Source organism: Armatimonadota bacterium, assembly GCA_039679645.1.
Lineage (GTDB): Bacteria > Armatimonadota > UBA5829 > UBA5829 > UBA5829 > UBA5829.
The window spans coordinates 12,691-37,751 of the sequence record JBDKUO010000033.1 but is presented as its reverse complement, the minus strand read 5'-3'; the positions used below and the strand labels follow the sequence as shown (position 1 = coordinate 37,751).

Annotated in this window: 19 protein-coding genes; 7 read left to right on the top strand and 12 right to left on the bottom strand. The window is 50.6% G+C overall.

The genetic code is table 11. The features are described from left to right. Positions 1–105: 105 nt before the first annotated feature. The 9 genes from ABFD83_06825 to pilM all read right to left on the bottom strand — a co-directional run bounded on the left by ABFD83_06825 (position 106) and on the right by pilM (position 11,378). On the bottom strand, positions 106–1,449 hold the full coding sequence (locus tag ABFD83_06825; protein MEN6356782.1) for a sigma-70 family RNA polymerase sigma factor: 1,344 nt from the start codon (positions 1,447–1,449) through the stop codon (positions 106–108). A gap of 83 nt (positions 1,450–1,532) precedes the next feature. After that, positions 1,533–2,747: a type II secretion system F family protein gene (locus tag ABFD83_06820; GenBank protein ID MEN6356781.1), complete on the bottom strand. Its 1,215-nt coding sequence runs from the start codon at positions 2,745–2,747 to the stop codon at positions 1,533–1,535. Positions 2,748–2,753: 6 nt separating this feature from the next. Beyond that, positions 2,754–3,809 (bottom strand): type IV pilus twitching motility protein PilT, encoded by a 1,056-nt coding sequence (locus ABFD83_06815; GenBank protein ID MEN6356780.1) that lies wholly within the window; start codon positions 3,807–3,809, stop codon positions 2,754–2,756. 102 nt (positions 3,810–3,911) lie between these two features. Next, a complete protein-coding gene (gene gspE, locus ABFD83_06810; protein ID MEN6356779.1) occupies positions 3,912–5,642 on the bottom strand; it encodes a type II secretion system ATPase GspE in 1,731 nt (576 codons plus the stop codon). Positions 5,643–5,855: 213 nt separating this feature from the next. Continuing rightward, positions 5,856–8,216 (bottom strand): secretin and TonB N-terminal domain-containing protein, encoded by a 2,361-nt coding sequence (locus tag ABFD83_06805; GenBank protein MEN6356778.1) that lies wholly within the window; start codon positions 8,214–8,216, stop codon positions 5,856–5,858. Continuing rightward, entirely contained in the window at positions 8,206–8,862 is a 657-nt protein-coding gene (locus ABFD83_06800) for a hypothetical protein (protein ID MEN6356777.1), read from the bottom strand. The genes ABFD83_06805 and ABFD83_06800 overlap by 11 nt, the downstream gene beginning before the upstream one ends. Beyond that, entirely contained in the window at positions 8,849–9,604 is a 756-nt protein-coding gene (gene pilO, locus ABFD83_06795) for a type 4a pilus biogenesis protein PilO (protein ID MEN6356776.1), read from the bottom strand. Before pilO ends, ABFD83_06800 begins: the two co-directional genes overlap by 14 nt. Then, positions 9,585–10,190 carry a PilN domain-containing protein gene (locus tag ABFD83_06790; GenBank protein MEN6356775.1) on the bottom strand — a complete coding sequence of 202 codons (606 nt, stop codon included), beginning with the start codon at positions 10,188–10,190 and terminating at the stop codon, positions 9,585–9,587. The genes pilO and ABFD83_06790 overlap by 20 nt, the downstream gene beginning before the upstream one ends. Before the next feature lie 66 nt (positions 10,191–10,256). Beyond that, positions 10,257–11,378: a type IV pilus assembly protein PilM gene (gene pilM / locus ABFD83_06785; GenBank protein ID MEN6356774.1), complete on the bottom strand. Its 1,122-nt coding sequence runs from the start codon at positions 11,376–11,378 to the stop codon at positions 10,257–10,259. A 535-nt stretch (positions 11,379–11,913) separates the two neighbouring features. Here pilM and ABFD83_06780 point away from each other — a divergent pair. From ABFD83_06780 to ABFD83_06770, 3 genes are all read left to right on the top strand, one after another. Then, positions 11,914–13,335 carry an NAD-dependent malic enzyme gene (locus ABFD83_06780; protein MEN6356773.1) on the top strand — a complete coding sequence of 474 codons (1,422 nt, stop codon included), beginning with the start codon at positions 11,914–11,916 and terminating at the stop codon, positions 13,333–13,335. Positions 13,336–13,474: 139 nt separating this feature from the next. Next, positions 13,475–15,541 carry a sugar-binding domain-containing protein gene (locus ABFD83_06775; protein MEN6356772.1) on the top strand — a complete coding sequence of 689 codons (2,067 nt, stop codon included), beginning with the start codon at positions 13,475–13,477 and terminating at the stop codon, positions 15,539–15,541. 106 nt (positions 15,542–15,647) lie between these two features. Continuing rightward, positions 15,648–16,325 carry a cytidylate kinase-like family protein gene (locus ABFD83_06770; GenBank protein ID MEN6356771.1) on the top strand — a complete coding sequence of 226 codons (678 nt, stop codon included), beginning with the start codon at positions 15,648–15,650 and terminating at the stop codon, positions 16,323–16,325. A 34-nt stretch (positions 16,326–16,359) separates the two neighbouring features. Here ABFD83_06770 and ABFD83_06765 read toward each other — a convergent pair whose 3' ends face one another. The 3 genes from ABFD83_06765 to ABFD83_06755 all read right to left on the bottom strand — a co-directional run bounded on the left by ABFD83_06765 (position 16,360) and on the right by ABFD83_06755 (position 19,440). After that, the gene (locus ABFD83_06765) at positions 16,360–17,211 is read right to left on the bottom strand and encodes a carbohydrate ABC transporter permease (protein ID MEN6356770.1); all 852 of its coding nucleotides are present in this window, start codon (positions 17,209–17,211) and stop codon (positions 16,360–16,362) included. Next, a complete protein-coding gene (locus tag ABFD83_06760) occupies positions 17,208–17,993 on the bottom strand; it encodes a sugar ABC transporter permease (protein ID MEN6356769.1) in 786 nt (261 codons plus the stop codon). The genes ABFD83_06765 and ABFD83_06760 overlap by 4 nt, the downstream gene beginning before the upstream one ends. Before the next feature lie 157 nt (positions 17,994–18,150). Next, on the bottom strand, positions 18,151–19,440 hold the full coding sequence (locus tag ABFD83_06755) for a sugar ABC transporter substrate-binding protein (protein ID MEN6356768.1): 1,290 nt from the start codon (positions 19,438–19,440) through the stop codon (positions 18,151–18,153). A 694-nt stretch (positions 19,441–20,134) separates the two neighbouring features. Between ABFD83_06755 and ABFD83_06750 the strand changes: the two genes are divergently transcribed. The 4 genes from ABFD83_06750 (at position 20,135) to ABFD83_06735 (ending at position 25,018) form a co-directional block, all read left to right on the top strand. After that, positions 20,135–20,749: a PEP-CTERM sorting domain-containing protein gene (locus ABFD83_06750; GenBank protein ID MEN6356767.1), complete on the top strand. Its 615-nt coding sequence runs from the start codon at positions 20,135–20,137 to the stop codon at positions 20,747–20,749. Positions 20,750–21,105: 356 nt separating this feature from the next. Further along, on the top strand, positions 21,106–21,777 hold the full coding sequence (locus tag ABFD83_06745) for a hypothetical protein (GenBank protein MEN6356766.1): 672 nt from the start codon (positions 21,106–21,108) through the stop codon (positions 21,775–21,777). 301 nt (positions 21,778–22,078) lie between these two features. Then, a complete protein-coding gene (locus ABFD83_06740; protein ID MEN6356765.1) occupies positions 22,079–22,540 on the top strand; it encodes a hypothetical protein in 462 nt (153 codons plus the stop codon). A gap of 69 nt (positions 22,541–22,609) precedes the next feature. Further along, positions 22,610–25,018, top strand: a complete 2,409-nt coding sequence (locus ABFD83_06735; GenBank protein MEN6356764.1) for a fibronectin type III domain-containing protein — start codon at positions 22,610–22,612, stop codon at positions 25,016–25,018. The last annotated feature ends 43 nt before the right edge of the window (positions 25,019–25,061 follow it).

Below are 25,061 nucleotides of genomic sequence, written 5' to 3'. Positions count from 1 at the left end.
AGGGGCCTTCAAAGAAAATGGCGCGACATGCGCCGCTCCGCTGCGCTGAAAACAAGCCCATCGAACTTAACGCGATTATAACACAGCGCTACATTCGGGTCAAACTCATGCAGCTTTCTTTAGCTGAGGTCTATTTTCGCCAGTCAGTTGTCCCAGGGTAAGGCCCATGTTTTTCAATGCTTTTTCGAGCATGTCCTCGGCAGTGAATGCGTCCGCCGGATATTTTGCTATTCCCACGTTAGCAGAGCCGATCACTTTGGAGCCTTTTCGACCGGATTCCATTCCGGTAGATCCGACGATCCCGGAGATTCTGTCCGCCACATGCTGCGCGTGGGTAGCCGTGTGCGGAAGCAGGAATGCGAACGAGGTCTCACCAAAGCGGGCTACAAGATCCATCTTGCGCACTTGTTCACGCATAGCCTGCCCCAAGTTGTACAGGTAGTCATCCATCCGGACCATGCGCACACACCGGTCCAGATCATCAGGCAACTGAACATCCAGCAGCAGGATGGAGAGCTTATGGTTGTCGCGATAAGCCCGGCTGATCTCCTCGTTGAGTCTCTCCAGGAAATATTGGCGATTGTAGAGTCCTGTGGTGGAGTCGATCACGCTCATCGAATCGGCTGTATTTTCACCTGGTTTACGCTTGGATATATGCGTGCGCTGCATTTGCGCGTCTCGGATCTCGTCGGTCGCAAGGATCTTGCGAAGCTTCTTTGTGCCGTTGCGCAGAATGTGCGAGACGTAGTTGCAGCTTATGTCCAGCTTTTTCGCTATTTCGGTCTGATTAAGTCCCTTATAGAAATGATCAGCAATCACTTGCTGCTCGATATCCTTGAGCCGATCGAGTGCGGACTCCAAAACGATCTTATCTTCCAGCGGAAGTTGGAACGTGACCAGCTTCTGGTCCGAGACCTTCTCTTCCTCTTTAGGGCCTGAGCCTTCGTCTTTTTCACCGTCGAGCGAGGTCACCTTAAACACCTCACGCGTGGTCAGCATCTCGCGCACCGTGCTTTCCGGCATCTGCATCATCTCGGCAATCTCTTTTTCATTGGGCTGCCGATTGTGCTGCTGGTTCAACGATTCGATCACGCGAGTCATCTTCTGATTGAGTTCCTGCAGCCATGCGGGTTCTTTGATTATTTTACCCTTATCGCGCAGGTAGTGTTTGATCTGACCGACGATGAAGTGAGTCGCATATGTAGAGAATTTGACGCCCTTATCGCCGTCATATTTATCAACGGATGTGATCAGCCCAACATATCCTTCCTGGACCAAGTCTTCCAGAGGCTCGCAAGCGCCCATGAACCTCCGGCCAATGCTTTCGACCAGGTTGGCATATTGAAGGACTATCTCGTCCCTTATTTTAGAATCCGGATTCTGCGCATATTGGGTCAGGCGATCCTGGATTTCATCTTCGCTTAATTTTCGGCTGCTTCCCATCCGCATGTTTTTCCTCACAAGATGATTTTTTAGATTTAGGATTTAGTATTTGATATTTAGTATTTATTACAATTCTCACATCACGTTTCTTAACTTACCGAGCTGATCAGCTTGAATATAGGCGCCATGATAGAGATAGCGATAAAACCGACCAGGCCGCCCATCATAACGATCAGACAAGGCTCGATCATAGAGGTCAGGCCCTTGACGGCATTATCGACCTCCTGATCGTAAAAGTCGGAAACTTTGGCAAGCATCTCTGAGAGTCTGCCGGTCTCTTCTCCGATGTCGATCATATGCGTGACCATTGCCGGGAAAAGTCCGCTTACCGCCAACGGAGTGCTGATCTTCTGTCCTTCCCTGATCGCGTTTCTGGCGCTTTCTATCGTGTGTGCAATTACACGATTGCCCGATGTCTCTCCCACTATCTCCAGTGAACGCATCATCGGAACACCACTGGCAATCAGTGTAGCGAACGTGCGTGAGAAGCGCGAGATTGCCATTTTCTGCACGAGTTCGCCTATAACCGGAAACTTTAGCTTCAGCATGTCGATCTGCCATGCGCCGCTTTCTGTGCCCTTATACCACTTATAGGCAAATCCTCCGCCCACAATCAGGATCGGCGCCAAATACCAGAACTTCACCGCGATATCACTCAGGGCAAAGAGCATCTTGGTTGCAGCAGGCATCTCTACACCCATCGAGTCGAAGATTTCCTTAAACTTCGGCAGGACGAACAAAAAGAGCGCAATAACCATGATCACGGCGAAACTCAAGACCAATATCGGGTAGACCATAGCCGATTTGATCTTGCCGCGTATCTCCTGTTCGCTTTCAAGAAATCCCGAGAGCCTTTCGAGAATCTTGTCAAGAATACCGCCGGTCTCCGCTGCCTTGACCATGTTCACATACAATCGCGAGAACACGTTCGGGTGCTTGCCGAAGGCGTCTGTAAGGCTCAAGCCGCCCTTGACGTCTTTTTTGCACTGTGCGATTACGGGTTTCAGGACCGGGTCCTTGGTCTGACCCTCCAGGATATCCAGACACCTGACGATGGCTATACCTGCGTCGATCATAGTCGCGAACTGGCGGCTGAATATCACCATGTCATTGAGCTTGACTTTTCCTTTCGGAATCGTAGAGCTCGACACAGTCTTTGTGCGCGACTTCTCTTCATTGATCGAAAGTATATGATATCTCTGTTCATGAAGTTTGGAGAGCACTAACTGTTCGCTCTCTGCATCCACTTTTCCCTTGACGGTTTTACCGCTCGGGTCCAGAGCAGAATAGACAAAGGTTGACATATTTGCTTAACCTCCCTGGATCAATCTTTTCAGGTTTTCTCTGTCGATAGCGCGTGAAAGCGCTTCTTCCTGGGATATATAGCCCATCCGATGCATATCGGAGAGCTGTCTATCCATAGTCTGCATACCGAACTGCGCGCCTGTTTCCAGGGCGCTGTAAATCTGATAGGTCTTGCCTTCACGTATCAGGTTTCTGATAGCGCTGGTGGCAACCATAATCTCGATGGCCGCACATCTGCCTCCGCCGGTCCGCGGCAAAAGCTGCTGCGCCACGACAGATTCGATAGTGTTGGAGAGCTGCACCCTTATCTGGTCCTGCTGGTGCGGCGGAAAGACGTCGACAACACGGTCTATGGTCTGTGGCGCGCACCTTGTGTGCAGTGTGCCGAAAACAAGGTGGCCTGTCTCCGCAAGTGTCAGCGCGGCGGAAATGGTCTCAAGGTCGCGCATTTCTCCTATGAGGATCACGTCTGGGTCTTCGCGCAGCACGGCACGCAGTGCGTTACCGAATGCGTCAGTATCCTGACCGAGTTCGCGCTGGTTGACCATCCCTCTCTTGTGCCGGTGGAGATACTCTATCGGGTCCTCCATGGTCATAATATGCACCGGGTTCTCACTGTTGATGGTGTCGATCATGCATGCGATGGTGGTCGATTTGCCGCTTCCGGTCGGGCCTGTAACCAGAATCAACCCGCTGTGCTTCTTGGTCAGTTCCCTCAAGATCGGCGGAAGTCCGAGCTGCTCGAATGTGGGAATCTGATCCGGGATCGATCTCAACGCTGCCCCAACACTTCCTCGCTGCCTGTAGACATTCACACGAAACCTGCCTATGCCCTTCACACCATAGGAAAAGTCGAGTTCCTTTGTGCGCTCAAACTTCTCTACCTGCTCATTTGTAAGGATGTCATATACGATTCGCTGTGTGTCGCTAGGCCCCAATGGCTGATAGTTGGTGCGTACAAGCGAACCGTCCACGCGGAGTATCGGCGGCAGGCCGACTGTCAAGTGAAGGTCCGATGCTCCCCTTTCAGTTACATTGCGCAGCAGATCGTCGATGTGCATTTCCTCTATAGGAATAAGTGTCGATTCGTTCGGCTGCCCAATAACATCATCAAATGTTGTGTCCGGCTGCATGTTCAATCTCCCATTTCCCACGTCTCGCTTCTATCCCGCATAGATAACCCGCAGGCATTCCTCAAGTGTAGTTTGTCCCAGTAAAATTTTCGCTATTGCGTCATCTCGCAGGCTCTTCATTCCCGTTTCGACCGCTGCCTCACGAATCAAGTGCGCCGATGATTTCTGCAGCACAAGGTCTCGAATGCGGTCGTTGACGTGCATAAGCTCATAAACTCCGAGTCTGCCTTTGTATCCATTGCCGTGGCAGTGATCGCATCCCTTGCCCCGGTAAAAACTCACTCGCGTGTCGCCGTCTACATCTATCCCGAGCCTCTTAATAGCATCGCGCGGCGGCTGATATTGTTCCTTGCATTTAGGGCAGACCACTCGCACGAGCCTTTGAGCCAGCACGCCGATCACGCTCGAAGCGATAAGAAAAGGCTCAATTCCCATATCGACCATTCGAGTAAGCGCGCCCGGCGCATCGTTTGTGTGCAGAGTCGAGAGTACCAGGTGGCCTGTCAATGCCGCCTCTGTCGCGATTGTCGCCGTTTCCGCGTCTCGAATTTCACCGATCATCGCTATATCTGGGTCCTGCCTGAGCATTGTTCTCAGACCCGATGCAAATGTCAGCCCGGCGCGCGTATTTATCTGCACCTGCGTAATACCCGCCACTTCATATTCGACAGGGTCCTCGATTGTCAGAATATTCTTCTCGCCCGAGTTCAATTTTGATAGAACTGAATATAAAGTCGTGGACTTTCCGCTTCCGGTTGGTCCCGTCACCAGTATGATTCCGTAAGTCCTTGAGATAAGGCTCTCGAACCTTTCAAGTGTCTCCGGCAAGAGTCCCAGCTTATGAAGCCCGATAGAGATCGAGCTCTTGTCCAGGATTCTCAGAACTATCTTTTCTCCGAAAACCGAAGGCAATGTTGAAACACGAAAATCGAACTGCTTTCCGTCGATAACCGCCGATATTCTGCCGTCCTGCGGGGTGCGCTTGGTCGCGATGTCCATCTCGGCCATTATCTTTACTCTTGAAGTAAGCGATGCCTGAACTTTCTTCGGCACCTGCATTGCCTCGTGTAATATGCCGTCGACTCTAAGCCGCACTCGAACCGCTTCTTTGCCCGGTTCGATATGAATGTCGCTTGCTCCCTCGCTGACGCCGCGACTTATAATCAGATTGGCCAGCTTAATGACCGGAGCCTCTTCCGAAAGCTCCCGGAGTTGCTCGATGGAGATATCCTCTTCGTCATCTGCGTGCTCGCCGCCTGTGAAATCTATATCGGCGGAGTCAAACTCCTTGATAACATCGCTCACCTGCTCTGAAGCGGTTGCGCCGGACCGATATAGCCGTCCGATGGCGTTTATGATATCCTCTTCAGGAGCAATCGCGGGTTCCACGTCCGCGCCCGTCATCATTCGTATTTCATCAATGGCGAAGATATCCAGCGGGTTCTTCATTGCCAGGGTGAGCTTGCCGTTTTTCTTGGCAATAGGCAGAACTTTGAGCTTTCGCGCCACGTTCTGAGCCACCAGTTTTACGATAGTCGGCTCAACCTCAAGCTCGGAAACATCTACGAAAGGCACGCCCCATTGTTCGCCAAGCGCCCTGACCCGGTCTTTTTCCGAGATCAGGCCCATACTCACAAGAACATCGCCCAGGGAGTCCTGTCGTTTGAGCAGCTTTTGCTTTTCCAGCGCCTGGTCAAGCTGCTGCCTCGAGACGATCCCCAGCTTCAAGAATATCTCGCCAATTGCTTCAGTCTTCTGCATACAATCCTCTACACTCCACGAAGCGTCTCTTGCACGCTTCGAGGATGCATGCCATCAATTCATAGTCAAAAAAATGAGAGCTGCAAAAGAGCCAGCGTCTCAATTAAATTATCGGTCAAAGTGCCGTTATGTTAAGTGTTATCATCGCCGCCCCACCGGATATTTCCGGTGGGGCAGCACCAGGCGGAAGCTATAAGCGCTCGCCCTGGATAGCTAATCCTTGATCGTGGAAGCAGTAATAAACATTACCACTTCGGTGTGATCGTTGGATGTCTCTTTATGCCTGAAGAGCTTGCCAAAGAACGGCAGATCACCCAGCAGCGGCACCTTGCTCATGGAGTATACGTCATCGTCCCTGATCAGTCCGCCGATTACTATGGTCGCTCCGTCCTTGACGCGAACAACATGGTCCGTAAAACGCCTGTTAACCAACGGCAGAGTCACGTCACCTTCGGTTGAAAGCGTTATTGTGCTGACCTCGGGATGCAGGTTAAGCGTAATATATCCATCCGGGCTTACACTTCCCACAACGCGAAGCTGAACACCGGCCTGCTTTGTATCCGTCTGGTAGGTTTTTTCACCGCTTGAGGAAGCGCTGACGGAACTGACATATGTCACTTCGTCGCCGACAAAGAATACGCCGGGTTTTCCATCCATACATACAAGGTTCGGTGAAGCCAAAACCTTGGCATTGCCTTTTTGAATCAGAGCATCAAGTGTCGCGGTAAAATCAAAAGGCTTTCTGAACCAGCGCTTTAGAGGCCTGTTTACACTGACGTTCTCGGATATCGCGACGTCGGTGTCCAGTACCGGGTCATTTACTACCAAAGGCGCGCTGAAGTCTTCAACGAAAGATATGTCGCTCCAGTCCCATTTTAAGCCGAGCTGTTCTTCGCCGTTTTTATTGATGCTGGTGATCTTTGCCTCAATGTTTATCTGAGGAGATTTTACGTCCAGCTCATTAGCCAGGCTCAACGCCTTCTCCACATCCGATTCTCGTCCGGTTATAACAATTGCAAGTGGTCTGGTGCGTGTTTCAATGCTGACCACTTTGGAGCTTGTGCCCGCCTGGCTGCCGATAGTGCCCATTAGGCCGATCTGGTCGCTTGCCGACTGGGACGCATTCTGTTCTTTTTGAACCTTATTAGAATCATCTTGAGATACTGCCGAGCCGGATTCGTCTACTTTTATGCTCTTGGGACCGGCCAAGTCGAAACCCTCGGTAGGAGCGAACGTAATCCCGATGCCGGGGATCAGAGTGGCAATGGTATTGGCCAGTTCCTTGGCGCTGACATGCTTGACTCTATAGATAGCTCTCTTGCTCTCAACCACTTGTATCTTCAGAGTATCTTCGAACCGCCCGATGAGGTCCTTTGCTGCTTCAACTTCACTCTCCGTTCCAGTCAAAACAAGCAGATTGTTGCGCAAAGCTATGGAAGAGTCGCCCGCATTGTTCGATAATCCGACTCTGGCTGTCCGCTCGACACCGATCTTGCTGATCTGCAGATTGGGATATCTGTTTTTCACCAGGTCAATTACATCATCTGCCATTGCATAGCTGAGTTTGATGACTTCGGTCTTCGGGTCGCCGATCTCTCCGCGCGTCAGAGTCTTGAGTGAATCCTTTGAAGCGACAAGATAAGTGTCGCCCTCTCTCGTGTAAGAATAGCCACTGAGCTTTGCAATATAATCGAGAGCGGAATCCACGCTGACGTCCGACAGGCTCACGGTGACATTTCCGGTTACGTCCTTGCTGGCTACGATATTGTGGCCGCTCTGCACTGAAAGCGCCTTGAGCACGTCGTTAATATCGGCTCCCAGGAAATTGAGCGAGACCTTTCTTTCGGAAGCCGAAGCGGACCGACCCATGCCGGTATCGGCGCGGGCTACTTTCTTCGGCTCGTCGCTAAACCTCGGGCGAAAGTCTTCCGGTATTTCCGATACGGGTATCGACACCGATACGCTGGGCGTCGCTGCAACTTCGGTCAGTCCCAGGACTTTTGCAATGGGCAAGGCGGGTCTGGCCGATGGAATGGGCATTGCCTTGGTGCTTGCGCTGGCGTATAGCATGGGCATGTCGGCACGGATTCCAGCCGTGGACTTTACACTGGAGACGCTCACGCAGGATGAAATAGCTGAACAACATGTTGTGCCTTTAGTAATTGCGGCACTTGCCGCTTTAGGCACGCCGTTCTTCCATATTGTAATCTCAACCCGGCTCTTGTCATCAGACCAAGAGGTCGAATACTGCACATGACTGCGTGTATTTGCAACCACGCGTGTCACCGGCGGGTTCGGGGTGAAATTCGAATATCTGATGTTATAGATTCTGCCCGAGCGGATTCCGACGAGTCCTCCCTTTGCAATAAGCTTGCACGGGAACTGGAACCCGACGTATCTGCCGCTGGGCGATACCAGGGGTGTCATTTTCAGGGCTCTGTTGCCCTGGACACTGATGATTACGCGGTCCGGCTTGTTTGTTACGTTTATTCCGGTTATCGCCTTGTCTGCGAAGGCTGCGCTGGAGATCAGACAGACAAGGACCAGCACGAAGGCGATGAGTTTAGCTCGCATTCTTGACTCCTCCTAATTTCACGTGAATACGACGACCTTTGTAGACCAGCGTTGCGCAGTCGTCGGAGACGGATTCAACTTTGTAGCGCCCATCGATGAGCTGGCCTTGCTTAACGATATAACGCCCGCTTTCTCCCGATCGGATTATGGCTACGTTGCGATCACCGCGGATAACGCCGGTAAGCGCAAATTCCGGCTCTTGTTCCTGAACTTGGATCTGTTCGGAATGAATCGGTTTTGTGTTTGATTGCCTGAACGGATTAAACGGATTTGCTTCGATCTTCGGCACTCTTACTGCCGGGTAAGACACTGTGCGAACCCTGGGTGTCGAAGGCCTGGTTGTTTCGACAGGTTTAGCTGCTGTGACTTTTTCAATGTTCAGCGATGCAATCGGAGCAAACGGGTCTCTTCTTGGTGGAGTGACCATCAGGTTCGGAAATGTCCCTTCCGGGAGAGCCGATACCTGGGCATCAGCGCTTTCACCCGTCGCAGAATTTTTATCGGCGTCATGATTGACTTTGCTTACCGGTGCGGGCGGCGGCTTCGTGCCCGGCGACATCACCTTAAATGACACATAGCCTATGCAAATCAAAACAAGGACTCCCAGCACAATAAGTTGAGGAACTTGCTGCTTATCCAGCTTCATTGCCGCCCCTCCCTTCACTGCTCGGATTTTTACCGGTGACTGCGCCTGCCGGAATATTTGGCGCCACAACCGGAGCGTCATCTTTTAGGACATACGCCGTAATGCTCATTTTTATGTTCAATATCGGTGAACTGATATCTTGCTCATTGCCGGCCGGATCCATCTGCACGCTCTTGACAGCGATGATCTTCGGGAAGCTGGTGAGTTTATACAAGAAGTCGAGCGCGTTCATATATTTGCCCTCGACCTCAATGTCGACATTGAGTTCATCATAAGGAGCAGACTGTTTTGCCGCTACCGGGCTGCCGGGCTGCGTCTTTTGTTCGGATGCAGCTTCAACATTTCCGTTAGCAGCTTGAGCGCCGCTCGAGAGCTTTCTTGCTCCCGGTTGTTCCTTGGGCATCTGAGGGCGGACCCCGATCACATTGAGATTGACCGACTTGCCGAGATATTCAAGCTGCTTGAGAAGTGTAGGGACATAGGCGGAAGTCGTAACCGACGACTCCAAAAAGCGAATTTGGCTTCTGGCGTCCAGGTAGTCGAGTTTCGATTCCTCAAGCTTCTGTGCAATCTCCTTGCTCTGAGCCACTTTCTTTCCCTTTGCCTGCATCTCTGCCGCCGTGCTTCTAAGCTTTCCCGCAACTGCAAGATATGCCAGGGCGCAGCCGAAGAAGATTACAACCGCGATGATTATGAGCGCCGTAACCCCTTTTGAACTGGGTCTAAGACTTACTTGCGCCATCGCTGCTCACTCCTTTCGACGACTTACCGTCTTTCATAATCGCCCCGATCTCAAACTCAAATCCGTTCTGAGAGTTGCTTGTCATCTTTCTTGTGAAGTGGAGGTCAACTTTCTCAAAGTCGGGTATGGTTTGCAGTCGGAGTATCGTTTCGCCGACACGTTCTTGGCTGCCGGAAATTCCAGCCAGGCTGACAGTTGACTGAGTGTCCTTGCTCGAAGAATCTGTCGCAGTCGATATGCGTGTCAGATAGGTCGACGACGCGAGACTCTGAGTTAGTTTATCGAGCGAGTTATACCAGCGCATGGTGCCCTCTTTCGCGTTTGCGAGCAGGTCCATCCTGGGGGTCAATTCTTTGGTTGCACTTTCGTATTGCTCGATCTCCTTGACCACCGGTTGAAGCTTGGCAATTTGCGCGTCCAGGCGGTTGATGCTCATGCGCATGGTATATGCCTTTGTGCAGGCCCATCCGCCCAGACCCACGGCAATGATCAGCTCCGCCAAAATCACAAGAACCAGTCTGCGCATGTCTCTTTCCAAACGCTGCTTTTCCGCGCGTCTGGGAGCAATCATATTTATGGAAGGCATCAGGTACTCCTTTCCAATTTAGTATTTAGTATTTGAGATTTGATATTTATTATTTGGCTGCCGGCTTTAGGCTGCGGCCTTTTTGGCGTCGGGAATCAGGTCCTTCAAAGCGAGTCCTGTGCCTACCGCAAGAATCGGGCCATGCTCGCTTATGAAACTCTCAGGAACTCGATTGGTGCTTATGGCTGTCTGCTTAAACACCTCTGAGATAACCGTGGGTATGCTCAGTTTTGCGGACATATAAGCGTCCATGCCCGGCATACGGGCAGTTCCGCCGGTGAGGACGATCTTGCCGACCATCGTGTCGGCGCTGCCTTCCGGGAACTGTGACTGATAAAAGTGGATTGATCGCCGAATCTCTCGAATCAGCTCATCAAGCAGCGGCTGTACTACCTTCCAGTTCCGATTTTCATCATCCATTGCGCTTATCTGGTCCAGCGGATATCCCTTTGCCATCTCTATCTTCATGCACTCCGCGTCATCAAAAGATGCGCCGGTAAGTGACTTGATGGCATTGGTGAAGCTGTTGCCGGCTATCGGAATATTGCGGGTAAGGGCGAAATCGCCTTTGCTGACTATGTTGACATCTGTGTGGCTTGCGCCCATATCGATTAGTGCAACCGATTTGTGGAGGTATTCGTCCGATGCGCTGAACTCGACGAGCGATCTGATGAGAGCAAACGCTTCAATATCAACCATCCGCGGTTCGAGTCCCGCGGACTCCATAACCTTGACGCGAGAATCAACCATCTCGCTCGGCGCAGCCACCAGCATTACATTCATCTCATTAGAATCGGGCACGTCCGAGAGTATTTCGAACTCGACTACACTGTCTTCCATTGATGACGATATATGCTTGCTGGCCTCATATTTGATCGACTTCCGAAGAATTGCTTCGGGCATCTTCGGAAATTGCACCTGGCGCACTATTACTTGGGAACCGGAGATAGCGCAGATGGCTCCAGTGGCGTGTATGCCGGCTTCTTTGAGCAGGCTGCGCACTTCCTGAGCAACATCCAAAATGTTGACGACAACACCTTCCTTGACTGCATCAGCCGGTGTAGGCGTGACCGCTGCGTTAGCCAGTTCCCATCCGCGTGCGGTCGGCTCGATTTCCACTGCTTTAATGCAGCTCGAGCCAATGTCGATTCCAACGGTAGTCTCTTTAGAAAAGAGTGAGTTTAGCACTATTTGCCGCGACCTCCAATTTCCTTGCACGCCTGTCCTTATCGGACAAGACAGACTCACATAGGCAGCGCACTGCCGCCGACGTGACTATAGGGAGTGCTACGGGTACGCTCCCTACATGTTGGATTATCGTCATTTTTTGGCTCAACTGTAGATGTGTATCAAAGAACAGGGAATCTTGACAGGTGATGGGTGTCAGGGATCGTAGCTTCTTCCGGGGTGAGAATGGTTGGGTGAGGACGTAAGCCTATCACTTTTATAAAGTTGCAGTAAAAGCTGCCATGAGGGTCAAAAATGGTCTCCATGGGGGTCATATTTGACCCGGATCATGTAATAAGGAATTTAAAGAATTCTTTCTCAAAATACATGAAAGAATTTATAAGAATTCTTCCTTCACTTCGTTCGATCAGAAGAACTCTCAAATCTGCGTTCGGAAGGATTCTAAGGTCCTGCTGTCGGAGTATGGATTGGCAGCAGTGGTTTCGGGCTCTTCGCTCTCCACTCTCAGCCCTCAGCTATTTTGAAGGAGCAGGAATTGAAAAAGACCCCAAGTCCAGGAAACAGCATATCCATAAGGTTAAGATATCCCAACAGCATCGGCAAGCTATCCGAATTGACGTCGGCTATTGCGCAGGCAGGCGGCAGCGTTGGGTCGATCAGCGTCGTGTCGTCAGACCGCACCCATATAGTTCGCGACATAGTAATCGATACTATCGGCGACGAGCACGCCGAAAGTATAGTTAATGCCGTCAAATCAGTCCCTGATGTGGAGGTGCAGGATGTTTATGACTGCACTTTCAAGCTCCATGAGGGCGGCAAGCTCGATGTTGTCTCCAAGTCGCCTCTCAAAGACTATGTAGACCTCTCGATGGCATATACGCCCGGGGTCGCGCGTGTCTGCCAGGCGATAGCAAAAAATCGCTCAGCCGCTCGTGACTATACTATAAGGCGCAATACGGTAGCCGTAATAACCGACGGCTCCGCTGTGCTCGGCCTGGGCAATATCGGCGCTCTGGCTTCACTGCCGGTTATGGAGGGCAAAGCAGTGCTCTTCAAAGAGTTCGGAGGTGTAAACTCGTTCCCTGTGTGTGTCGACACCACAGATACCGAGGTCCTCGTGCAAACCGCAATCGCCGTGTCAGCGACCTTCGGCGGCATCAATCTCGAGGACATAGCCGCCCCCAGATGCTTTGAAGTGGAGCGGCGTGTGACCGAGGCTGTAGACATCCCCGTCTTTCACGACGACCAGCACGGCACAGCCGTAGTTGTCGGCGCTGCGTTCATAAATGCAGTGAAGGTGACTGGAAAGAACCCTGCCGATATGCACGCTGTTGTGGTCGGCGCTGGCGCTGCAGGGTGCGCGTGCAGCCGGGCGCTTATGGACCTGGGGATAGGCGATATTATAGTCTGCGATAGAAAAGGCGCTATCTACGAGGGCAGGGGCGAGGAAGTCCCGTCCAAGGCTTGGCTTGCCCGTGTTACAAATAAAGATAATAAGCGCGGATCACTAAAGGACGTGCTCGCCGGTGCAGATTTGTTCCTGGGTCTTTCGGGCCCTAATTTGCTCAGCGGTGATGACATGCGCGTAATGGCCAAAGATCCGATAATATTCGCCCTCTCCAACCCGGTCCCTGAGGTTCCTCCGGAGGAAGTGGCAGATTTCGCGGCGGTAGTGGCGACTGGCCGCTCGGACTATCCCAACCAGATCAACAATGTCCTGTGCTTCCCGGGCCTTTTTAAGGGCCTGCTCGATTCCGGTGTAAAGCGAGTCACACGCGAGATGCTCACAGCCGCGTCAAAGGCGATTGCGTCGGTTATAGAGCCGACTGAACTTCGGTCCGACTATGTGATCCCAAGCGCGTTTAACGATAAAGTATCCGCACGGGTTACTAAGGCTGTCATGGATGTAGCATCCGATCCGAAGACGTCTCAAACACCGGTCTACTTTGAGTTTTAACGTATGTTACGTATATGCCAGCCATATCCTATAATGCTCATCTGAATGGGTATAACACCATATCCTGACAGATAGTGATCTCTTATTACCATATCCCTCCAGGTATCCTACCTGGAGGGCAAAGGAAATCTTCTAATCTATGAAAAACACTCTGTCCCTAAACGGCTCCTGGCAGCTTTGCCAAAGTGACAAGAGCTCAGATACTATAATCGCTCAGCTTCCCGGTGAGGTAGAGGAAGACTTAGTGCAAGCAGGGAAGATTCCCGAACCGCATTTCGGGATGAACGCCGAGCAGACCCGATGGGTCGGCGAGAAGCTTTGGTTATACAGGCGCAAATTCATTGCGGATGAAGATTTTCTTCAAAGGCAAACATATCTGGAGTTTGACGGCCTGAGCGCGCCCGCCGCAGTCACCCTCAACGGCCATGAAGTCGGGCAGGCCCAGGGCGGGTTAATCCCGCGCAAACTGGATGTCACAGACGCCATAAAAGTCGGTAATAACACTATAGAAATCCTCTTTGAGCCCGGCACGGGAATATGCCGTGATATAAGGCTTGTCTCCTGCGATCTTGTCTCTATTGATAACATCCACATCGAGACAGAGATCGAAGGCTGCCGGGCAAATGCCTGGATTTATATTGAAGTAGCAAACCACACTCAGGAGGATGTTCATGTTGCGGCCTCAGTTGTAGTCTCCAAAGGGGAAAACCGCGAGAATATAGAGGTCGATGACTACATATCGCCCTTTGGCGGGGTTATCGAGGCTGTGATTCGTATAGAAGAGCCGGAGCCTTGGTGGCCTAACGGAATGGGTGAGGCATCCCTTTATAATTGTATGGTTGGCATTGCCTGTGATGGTGAGGTGCAGGATGTTACCCAGACCACATTTGGTGTGCGCGATATTAGCTTTGTCGGGCCTGGCGGTGGGCAGTTCCCGACCCTGCTGGCAAACGGCGAAAAGGTGTTTGCCAAGGGGGCGGATTGGACAAACGTGACGCATTCATCGGGCGAGTGCTATCGTGAGCTTGCCTTGCTTGCAAAAGACGCGAATATCAACCTGCTTATGATTGGCGATAATGAAATGGAGGGTTCGGCGTTTTATCAGGCATGCGATGAGACGGGCATTATGATCTGCCAGAGCCTGCCTTCGGCTGATAAAGGCGAAGATATAAAAGTCGTTCTGAAATCTCTGCGCAACCATCCGTCAGTTGTGGCATGGGTTTGCGATGAAAATGCCGCCAATCAAAAAGTTCTCAGCAAATTCGACCATGCCCGGCCAGTCATATCAAACTTAACCTTTGTCGATAATATCCAGGTTTCCGGCCCGCCGGAAATGGATTCCCTGCGCAAGTTCATCCCGGAAGACCAGCTTTTCCCGCCGGACAGCGAGACTATGATATATCACGGCTCCTCGACAGACATGATCGAGCTTACAAGGCAAAAGATGGGTGAGTTCAAGAGTCCCGAGCAGTTTACTGCGTACGCGGGCATTCTTCAGGGCGAAATGTTAAAGGCAGATATTGAGTGCCGCAGGCGCGAGAAATCGGAAAGCACTTCCGCTCTCCTGGGTGTTTTTAATGATTCTCGTCCGGAGATCAGTAATAGCCTTGTCGATAGCTATCTGCGCCCCAAACCGGCGTATTATTACGTCAAGCGGGCATTTGAGAGTGTGATCATATCGTTTAGGCAAGTAGATGATCGAGTCCAAATATACGTGACCACTGATGACAGATTGCACGGGATAGACGGCAACTTGAAACTTGGCGTAATGACATTTGATGCATGCGGGCTGGATACATGGGAAGTGCCGGTGAAGATTGAGGCCAACTCGTCGGCTGTAGTCTGGCAGAGTGACCTGCTTGATAAGATTTTCACTGATGCCGCTAAGCAATGCCTAGTTGCCATGCTCGAAGTCAGCGAAGACATAATTGCGCGCGACGTGTATTTTGCGCGTCCATGGTCTCAAATTAACTTTCCGCTGCCGAAGCTCCTGGTCCACAGGGAGCAGCTCTCAGAGACAACTCATGAGCTGGTTATATCCGTTGATTCCTTTGCGCGCAATATTGCCGTCTCTAATCTGCCGCCTCAGGCTCGTCCCTCGGACAATTACTTCGACGTTCTTCCGGGTGAGCAAAAGACTGTCATAATCAGAAATATAGCAGTCGAGCAGGCAAATGATATTAAGCTCAATGTCTGGGGCAGATAGAAGAATTGCGCAAAATCCGATGTTCATAACAGAGGGTCAAACGAGAATATATGGAAGTAGTACATAGAGGTTAATCGCCGCTTGTATCGAAAGGCAGGGGAGTAAGATGCCGAAATACATCGAAGAACTGGTAAGTCAGCAAGTCAGCAGATCAGAGCTTGCTCGCCGCAGAATGCAGGAGTCTGGCGCGCAATGCCATCATCCGGTAATCACAATCTCTCGGGGCATGGGCAGCGGAGCCAGAATAATAGCGGGCAAACTTGCGCATGATCTCGGCTGGAGCCTTTGGGACAAAGAACTGCTTGATGCAATGGCTCAAGACGCCTCAGTTTCGCGTAGGGTGGTCGAAGAGTTTGATGAGCACACCATGTCTGAGATCGAGCTTCTGACCCGCGCAGCTCTGGGCGATGGTGAGGCGGGCGGATTTATATACGTCAAGCACCTCGCTCATGCAGTGCTGGCAATCGCCAAACTTGGAAATGCCGTTATCCTTGGCCGGGGCGCGAATTTTTTGCTGCCGAAAGCGCTCAATATTCGAATCGACGCCTCATATGACCGCCGGATCGCGAACATGATGACCTATGAGGACCTTACCCGCGAGCAGGCCGAAGCTAAGATAAGGCAGTCCGACAAGGACCGCGAGCATTTTCTGATAAAAGCGTTCGGTAGAGAGAAAGTCGAATCTGTGCACTACGATCTAACGATATTTATGGACGAGTTCACAAACGATGATGCAGTGGAAATTATCAAGGCCGCAATCAAAGCCAGATGCCCAAAGCCTTAACTATCCTGGGTCAGGATTTCCGAATCCTGACCCTTTAGCCCTTTACCCCTGATATAACAACACCCTGAATAAAGTATTTCTGCCCCACAAAGAAGAGTATCAATAGAGGCAGCATAACTACAGCCGAGGCAGCCATCAGATAGTTCCAGTCAGTCGAATATTGTCCCTGGAAAGCGTAAAGACCAAGTGCAAGGGTTCGCTTGGCGGGGCTGGAGAGATAAATAAGCGGCCCGAGAAAATCATTCCAGTGACTCATAAATGAGAAAATCGCCACTGTGGCAAGCGCCGGCTTCACTTGTGGCAGAAGCACTTTGAAGTATACCTGCCATGTGTTTGCGCCGTCCATACGAGCAGCCTCGTCCATCTCATGCGGCACGGTCATATAATACTGCCTAAGCAGAAATATAAAGAACGCCGAGCCGAAAAAGGACGGCACCGTAAGCGGCAAGATCGTGTCATACCAGCCGAGTGTGGCGAATATCTTAAAGACAGGTATCATAGTGACCTGCGCAGGCAGCATCATTGTCGCCAGCAGCACCACAAACAGCACGTTTCGCCCAGGAAATCGCATTCTCGCAAAACCAAACGCTACCAGTGAGCATGAGAGCATCTGGCCGATCATACATATTGCCGTTATCCTGACTGTATTAAATGTATATAGAGCAAACGGCATCTTTGAGAATGCTTTGCTGTAATTGCTCCAAAGCCATGGTTTCGGCCATATCTGCGGCGGGTCCAAAAATACGTTGGCCGGGTCCTTAAACGATGTTCCCAGCATCCAAAGGAATGGCACGAGAGAGACAATCGAGCCTAATATAAGGGCCGCGTAAGCTATGGACATCCACATTTTTTTATTAGCCGTGCCCGGCCTAGCAGTCTTGCTCATCTTTTCAATTCCGCCTCATAATAAACCCACCTGCGTGAGGTGCTCATAACAAACAGAGTCAGCGCCAATATTACCGCAAATAATATCCATGCCAGCGCGCAAGCGTAGCCCATTTGCAAATATTTGAACGCCTTTAGGTAGAGATATAAAACATAAAACAGCGACGCGTTAGCCGGGCCGCCTCCGGTCATAATAAATGAACTGGTGAATACCTGAAAACTGCCGATTATTCCCATGATCAGGTTAAAAAATAAAGTGGGTGAGATCATAGGCAGTGTCACATTGCGAAACTTTTGCCAACTACCTGCTCCGTCGATCTCGGCAGCCTCATAAAGCTGAGTAGGCACACTCTGCAGCCCGGCGAGGTAGATGATCATACCTCCACCCACGCTCCAAAGGCTCATTATTACAAATGATCTGAGAACCCAGTCCGGGCTGGTGAGCCATGGGATCGGGACAAAAGACATATGCAGCAGGTGAGCGACGCTGCCGATGATTGCGTTAAAGATGCCGTCGGACTGCGGCCTCAGAACCATCTGCCAGACCATAGCGACCGCCGCTCCAGGCAGAATAGCAGGAATGTAGAATATCGATCTGAAAAACTGCATCCCCTTGACCTTGAGATTGAGCAGCATTGCCAAAGCCAGCGAACATGCCACGCCAAGGGGCACAGCGCAGATCGCGTAGATTATGGTCACCTTTAGTGATTGCCGGAACCGGTCATCGTCTGCAAATATGGTGGCATAGTTTGCCAGGCCGATCATCTTTGGCGGATTGATCATGTCCCACCTGCATAGACTCATTATAAGTGAAAAGATCACCGGCCCGAGGGTGAGGCAGATAAAGCCAATGATCCACGGGGAAATACAGAGATATCCTTCTAGTGCCTCTCTTCGCTGGAGCCTTGTTTTTTTTCTTTTTTGCATATTCACTCGCTTATCAATCACTGTGCCTGAGCAACTGGTCTATTGTTGGCTTTATCTTAGCGCAGGCATCTCTAGCCGACTTTCTGCCGAGTCGAACAAGGTCCAGCTCGTTTTGGATAATTTGATCCATTTCCGGCCCGCAAGACACCCTTGGTATGGTTTGACCATAACTGATCATCTCGATAAATGCTCTTTTGTTCTTGGGTTCGCTCTTCTGATACAAATATGCGCCCGATTCCGCTACCGATTGCCTGCTCGGGATGATCTGCGACTGCAGAGCTTGAGCTTTCTGATATTCTTTGCCGGTCATCCACTTAACCAGTTCCCAGGCTTCATTTTTGTGCTTGGATCGGGCGAGCATTCCATAGGCCGCGCCGCAGACGGATGCCACTCTCACCTGCGGACCCTTCGGCAGCACAGCAACATCGTATTTGAATGTTTTGATCTCTTTCTTGAATACGAGCGCAGGCGTGCATGGCCCGGCAATATACGTAGCAATTTTCCCGGTGGTGAAAAGCTTGCTTGTCCCGAGATTAGCGGCTTCCTCGGCATTGGGCGCTACATGATACTTATGTATAAGGTCGGCCATAAACTGAAGACCTTCGTATGCCGCCTTCTGATCCAGAATACACGTCTTGCGGTCGGGGCTGAGTATTCTTCCTCCGTTGGCATATACGTAGTTCTGCCAGCGATAATCGGTCGTGGTGCCCCACTGGTCCAATTGGCCGTCTCCGTTGAAGTCCTTGCAGAATTTCTTTGAGACCTCAACATATTTTTTCCAGTCCCATGACGCGTCGGGATAAGGGACATGATACTTGTCAAACATATCCTTATTATAATAAAGGCAGAATACTTCTATATCCGTGGGGATTTCGTATAAGATTCCCTTGTATCTTCCCCAGCCTTCGATCGTCTTCGGGTAAAAGTCGTTCAAATCGTAGTGGTCGCGCTTCACGTATGGCTCAAGCGGCTCCAGGAGCCCCTTTGCTTGCAGCGGCGCGGACCACTCGGAGCTGACGCGTGTCACGTCCGGCGGCCTTCCCCCGGCGCTGGATATCATAAGCTTATCGAACACGCGCGCCCAGGGCATAACCTCCAGATCGACCTTGATGTTGGGGTGTCTTTTTTCGAATTCGGCGACCAGGGTCCTGATGTTTACTTCCTCTACATCGTTCCCCCAGCAGCTAAAACGAATAGTCGTGACATTAGCGGGCTGCTTTTTTTCGCATCCGGTGATGACGGCGCTCATAAGCGCAATTAAAACAAGCGCCGCCACAAGACGAGCAAGTAGTTTAGAGTTCATTCAGCTAATCCTGATCATAATGCTTTTGCCTACAAGTTATATATACGCCCCTCATTATCCTTCCGTTTCCACGCATACTTGCATGCGCAATCGCGTAATGCAAGCAGACATTAATCGTCAAGGTGTCCATGATGAAGGTAATACAAAAAAGTCCAAAATACCCGTTGACAGCTCAGCAATCTGGTGATACATTACATTTGTAAGTGTTGGTTGTTTCCAATCCTCTTTTGGGTTGGGTCAAGTGCAATTAGGTATAATTACCTGATTTATCTAACAAGGGTTGACAACCCGGCATTCCGATGATAAACTGCCAACACAGCACTATGTTAACACTGTTTAGTATAGAGCTTCTCGTTAAGAAGAGGCCGCAGCAGTGCTTATGTGAAAGGAAGGATGGATTCCCCGCCCGCATCTACACGGCGCGGACCCCAAGCCTTACGACAGACGCCTGGGAGGCATTTTAACCTATCGCGACTCGTCAAAATACTGGTTTTAAGGCTTGTGCTCTAATTCCCCTTGTGGTGCACCGCTGAGTTAGCCGAATTGGCACGAAATTTGCAACATATGCAAGTGAGTGAGAATTCCGCAGAGTTCAGATGAGCTAGAAAGGGGGAAACAGTTGTTGAGCACAGGGATACGCGACAATCGCATAATATCAGTCGCATCTTCTAATTGGAGAGGAGGAGGTGAAACAATGAAAAAAATTATGGTTTTGGCAATCGTTGCAATGATGGTGATGGTGTTTGCTGCAAGCGCTAATGCTTACCTTATTAGGGCGCAGGGCGCAAATGCAACTGGCGGTGCTTCTAGCGTTGCCGGCTCACTTGGAGGATCTGAGGCAACGGCAGCTTTTACTCCACTTGGAGCAGCAGTCAGTGCAGAGGCCACCTACGCAGTGTTCTCGAACAATGATCCAGTCAATGGAACTCTTGGTCATACACTGAAGTTCACCACATCACCGGTGGCTTGGTACGGCACAGTTGTCGGTCGTGGTGGCTATACAGGCGACATTTATCTGAGGTTCTTCTCGACCACTACAGCAAGCAAGCTTGCTGGTGGAACATGGTATCTCTATAAGGGTATCCAGACGGTAGTTGATGGTAAAGTCAAGGCAGAAGCGCTTGATTCAGGCAAGTTCGCAACTACGGAGTCTAGCTGGGCTACTTCGACATTTGGTTCAAAATTCCAGAGTGGCGACAATTGGACATTGACTCAGGGTATACCTGATGTTCCTGAGCCGGGCAGCATGCTCGCTATGATGAGTGGACTTGTAGGTCTCGTTGGTTTCGGCATTCGCCGCAGAAAGTAAACACTAGCCAAGTAAATTCTTGGTGCACCAATTATGCCGCCGGTCAAACGGCCGGCGGCAGTCTTCCCCTTCAAAAGGGATATTAATGAGCAACAAGAGCCGCTGCTAACTAAATAGCAGGGCCACTATCAAGAATTATCTTCGGTGGTTTTCATCGAAACCCATCTGGGAAAACATGTTTTGAGACTCGCACTTATCCAGTAATATTACCAGGTTGACAGGCCTTAGAGCGCATGCTATATTGCAGGCGGGGAGGTCTGGAAAGATTGACTCAGTTTAATCAATCTGAAAGGGGGAGGTGGATAGTTATGTTTACTCTTAATTCAAAACTCAACATATTGAAAGGAGGTGAAAAGATGAGAACATTAGGTTTAGTGCTTGCAGGTGTATTGATCTTCGGAGGTGCAGCATTCGCCACAGACGTTACGTTCGATATGTATTCCGGCGGATACGAGACAGTTTCATGTCCAGTAGTTGCTATTAATCCTGAGCCGAGTGCCGTATTTAATGGCCTTGACTTCGAGAATGGTAGTCCTTCTCTGTCTAGGTTTGATGCTGTTACAAAGGGTATGGTAACGTACGATTACTGGTCACAGCCTGATGCCGCTTTCGGTGGAATTCTGCTTGGTGATGGTTATCAGGTATGGAATGACGGTGCTGGCAGTGGTACAAACACTATCTCGGACTATATCGCTGATGGTGTTCCCAGTGCTGGGCTGAAGACAGATATGTGGATATCATTGCCTAAAGCTGGTTGGTCTCTGATTGGCGTGCCGTATAACACACCGGTTGTTATTGAGCAGGAGACAGGCGAACCGATCTATTTCACAGACGGTAAGCAGATGCTCCGCTGGGATGCTGCTGTAGGAGCAGGTTGGCTTGGTGACAATATTCAGCGCTTTAATGGTGCTGGTTGGACATTGTCTGGCTTCCAGTATGTTGATGAAGACCAGCTCACTCCTGGCAAGGGATATTACATTTACACGAATATCGATAACCTTGCAATGGTCATCAAGGCTCAGAACTAATTTAGCTTAGGTGATTAGTAAAGTAGTTTTCAACTAGTAATTTAATCCGGCCACTATGAATTTAAGGGGGTTTCCCCCATAGGGGTGGCTGCATGGAGTTTCTCCAGGCAGCCACCCTCTTTTATTGCTTACATGAGTTTAGTGCTGAAACATGATGGGAAAACAAACTCTGTAATTTCGCCAGTCATTCTGAACGAACAAAACAACCGTTCAATTAGCGTCTTAAAACTTGCCTGCCGCACTTGTCAAATGGCAGTTTTTGAGGTATAAACAAATAGGTGTAAAAAATCGAGGTGACCTGATGAAGCTGTTTACATTGATTGTAGCTGTTTGCCTGGTCTTTCTACTTTCTGCCGCGCTATGCGCTGATGAAGTGCAGCCTATTGCAATGAATAATCGGGCCATTGGCGGCGGAGCGCTCAATGCGTACACTCCCGGCGTCCAAAATGGCGCAGGCGCCAACAACATCGGCCTCTTGATCAAGACCTGGGGCAAAGTGACCTGGGTAGACACCTCAAACGAATATTTCTACATTGATGACGGTTCCGCCCTCAAGGATGGGTCAACACACATAGACAACGGCGTCGAAAAAGACAATGTGGGTGTTCGCGTCAGTTACAGCAACCTGGCAACAGGCAATACGATTAGTGTTTTGCCCGGCATTGGAGACAATGTGACGGTAATCTGTATTTCCAGCACTGTTATGATCGACACAAAAGTGCAGCCTAATCTCAGACTAAGGCGGCAGTCCGATATCTCATAGCTTCAGACAATATTTTTGGCAGGAGTTTTTCTAATCTCAAACTTTTATACGGGGGACCGGTGGCGAGCAATGTCAATGACTAAGGTTTTCATTATTAGCCTTGCGTTGACGTTCGTCATCCTGAGTCCTGCTTTTTGCGTGGACAATCCTGTCACAAACCCCAGCTTCGAATCCGGCTTGACCGGATGGACGGCATACGCGGCGAGCACGAACGGCGCGTTGCCGGTTGTGGGATGCATCGGCAGCTCACCATGTGTTTTCGATATCTTCTCATCGACGAGCGCGCCCGACGGCAGTAATGTCTGCGGCTTGCAATCGTTATATCCCGCAGGTCCTCCAAAAAATGGCGGTGTGTATCAAGTTTTCACTTGGAGTTACGGCGGCGCCGAGGTCACAATAAGCGGCAGAGCATATTCGGAAGGCTATGGCGCCTATTCAACTTGGGGACCCCTTATCGACGGCTGCAGTGTCAGCGTAGGTCTTGCGGATTTGTCCACATCAGATAGAAACGATGCTTCACAGTGGTCGTCCATTTCTTGGGGTAATCCTGACCCATGGAGCACCGCGACGGTTTTTATAAACGGCCCCGGCACATATACGCTGTTCATCGAGAACAATCAGCTTGTGGATGCGGCTACTATATCGACTTTATGGGACAAAGTTAGCGTAAAGGCCTACATTGGGATTACCGGCGGACCCACGGCAAACGTGGGTGATGACCCCAACCGGCCCGACACGACTGCTCGCATCGAATGGACGACAGACACTCCATCTACATCCCGTGTGGACTATGGGCTGACAACCGACTATGGTCAGCATGTTCAGGACGCGGCCCTGACAACCAGTCATTCCATTTTGTTGGAAAATATTAGCCCGTCTAGTCATTATCATTTCAAGGTGACAAGCGATGCCCCTAATGCATACGGTCTGGATTCCGGTGACAATACATTTGATGTTCCTATACGATTTTCCAACATATCCGTCTCTACTGAAGGGCTTGATACTATCATAACCTGGAATACCGACATCGCAACGACATCCCAAGTCGAATACGGCAAGACGCCCGCTTATGGCAGTATGAGCGTTTTGAATACCGAACTCACCACTAGTCATGAAGTGCGGCTGACCGGCCTCGACGAGGATTCGGACTATCATTTTCGCGTTTGGGCGAGCAAACTGTTATATACAACCGTTCATTCCGATGACCAGACCTTCCATACATATCCTGCCCCCAGATCGTCTCTTGAAAATGCAAGCTTTGAGAGCGGTATTTTTCCATGGGTGCTGTATCAATCTTCGATTACCGGCAATACCCCAATCGACGGTCGGGTGGGACCATATCCGGTTTCCGGTACACAGACGTGGTCCGCGGCGAATATAAAGGCATACGATGGCTCATACTTTATCGGTGCGGAAACGACATCGCAGTATAAAAACGGCGGTGTTTTCCAAAGGCTATATTGGCCCGCCGGCCAGATGTGCACGCTGTGCGCTCGTTTTGCCACACAGAACAACAGCACAAGCTTCTACGACACTGAGTTTAAGTTGGGCATAGACCCCAACGGCGGCGTCGATCCGACAGACAACGGCATTTACTGGTGGAAGGGGTTTTCACCGACAAATGACAACAAATGGTGTACTGGAGGAGTCACGGCTACTGCAGGTTCCGGCGGAATGGTGACTGTGTTTCTGGAGATTGTGCAGAAATATTCGGAGGACCATGTCGTGGCTATTGATGACGTCACCTTTGGCGCCCCGGTTGCCATGACTATCGGCAATCTAAAGCAGATGGAGGCGTGCACTGGCGCTGAGTTTCAAAATGCGCTGGTTACTGCCGCAGCAGCATCGGTTACGTATACAAGCACTTCATATCCGCGAAGATATATACAGTGTGATGATCATCTGTCAAGTATAGCTCCGACAGGTATGGCAGTATTATTCGATCCGTCCAGAGGCACGCCGCCTGATGTTGGAGACAGAGTAACGGTCAAAGGTGCGCTTGTGGTTGTGTGGAAAGAGGCGTCCTTGCTTGCCTACGATTGGACTACAACAAAAGGACCGCTTACGCTGCCTGATCCGCTCGGAATGTCTCAGAAGTGGATTGGCGGAAGCACTTGTAATCAAATTCCGCTCTATGCATCAAAGTATACTTGCAATGTCGGTTCGCGCGTGAGATTATGGGGAAAAGTCACGGATTCCTATTATGATTACAACGAGAACGCCTGGTTGTGCCAGATAGACGACGGGACAGGACTCATCGATCCTTCCGGCAATTCTATAAAGGGAGTCAGAGTCAATCTCGTTGGCGACGAGGAAGCGTCTGTTGCTACCGGCGACTATATAATGGCTACGGGTGTGCTTACCATTGAGCATATCGATCCATCTGCTCCTCTGGGCAGTTCCACCGGTGAATACGATGTGTACAAGCTGATTACCAATTCAACAGATGACTGGACCCATATTCCTGCTGTCGAGTAGGCTCACTACCCGCTAAATGCAATACAGCCCCGGTGATATTTCA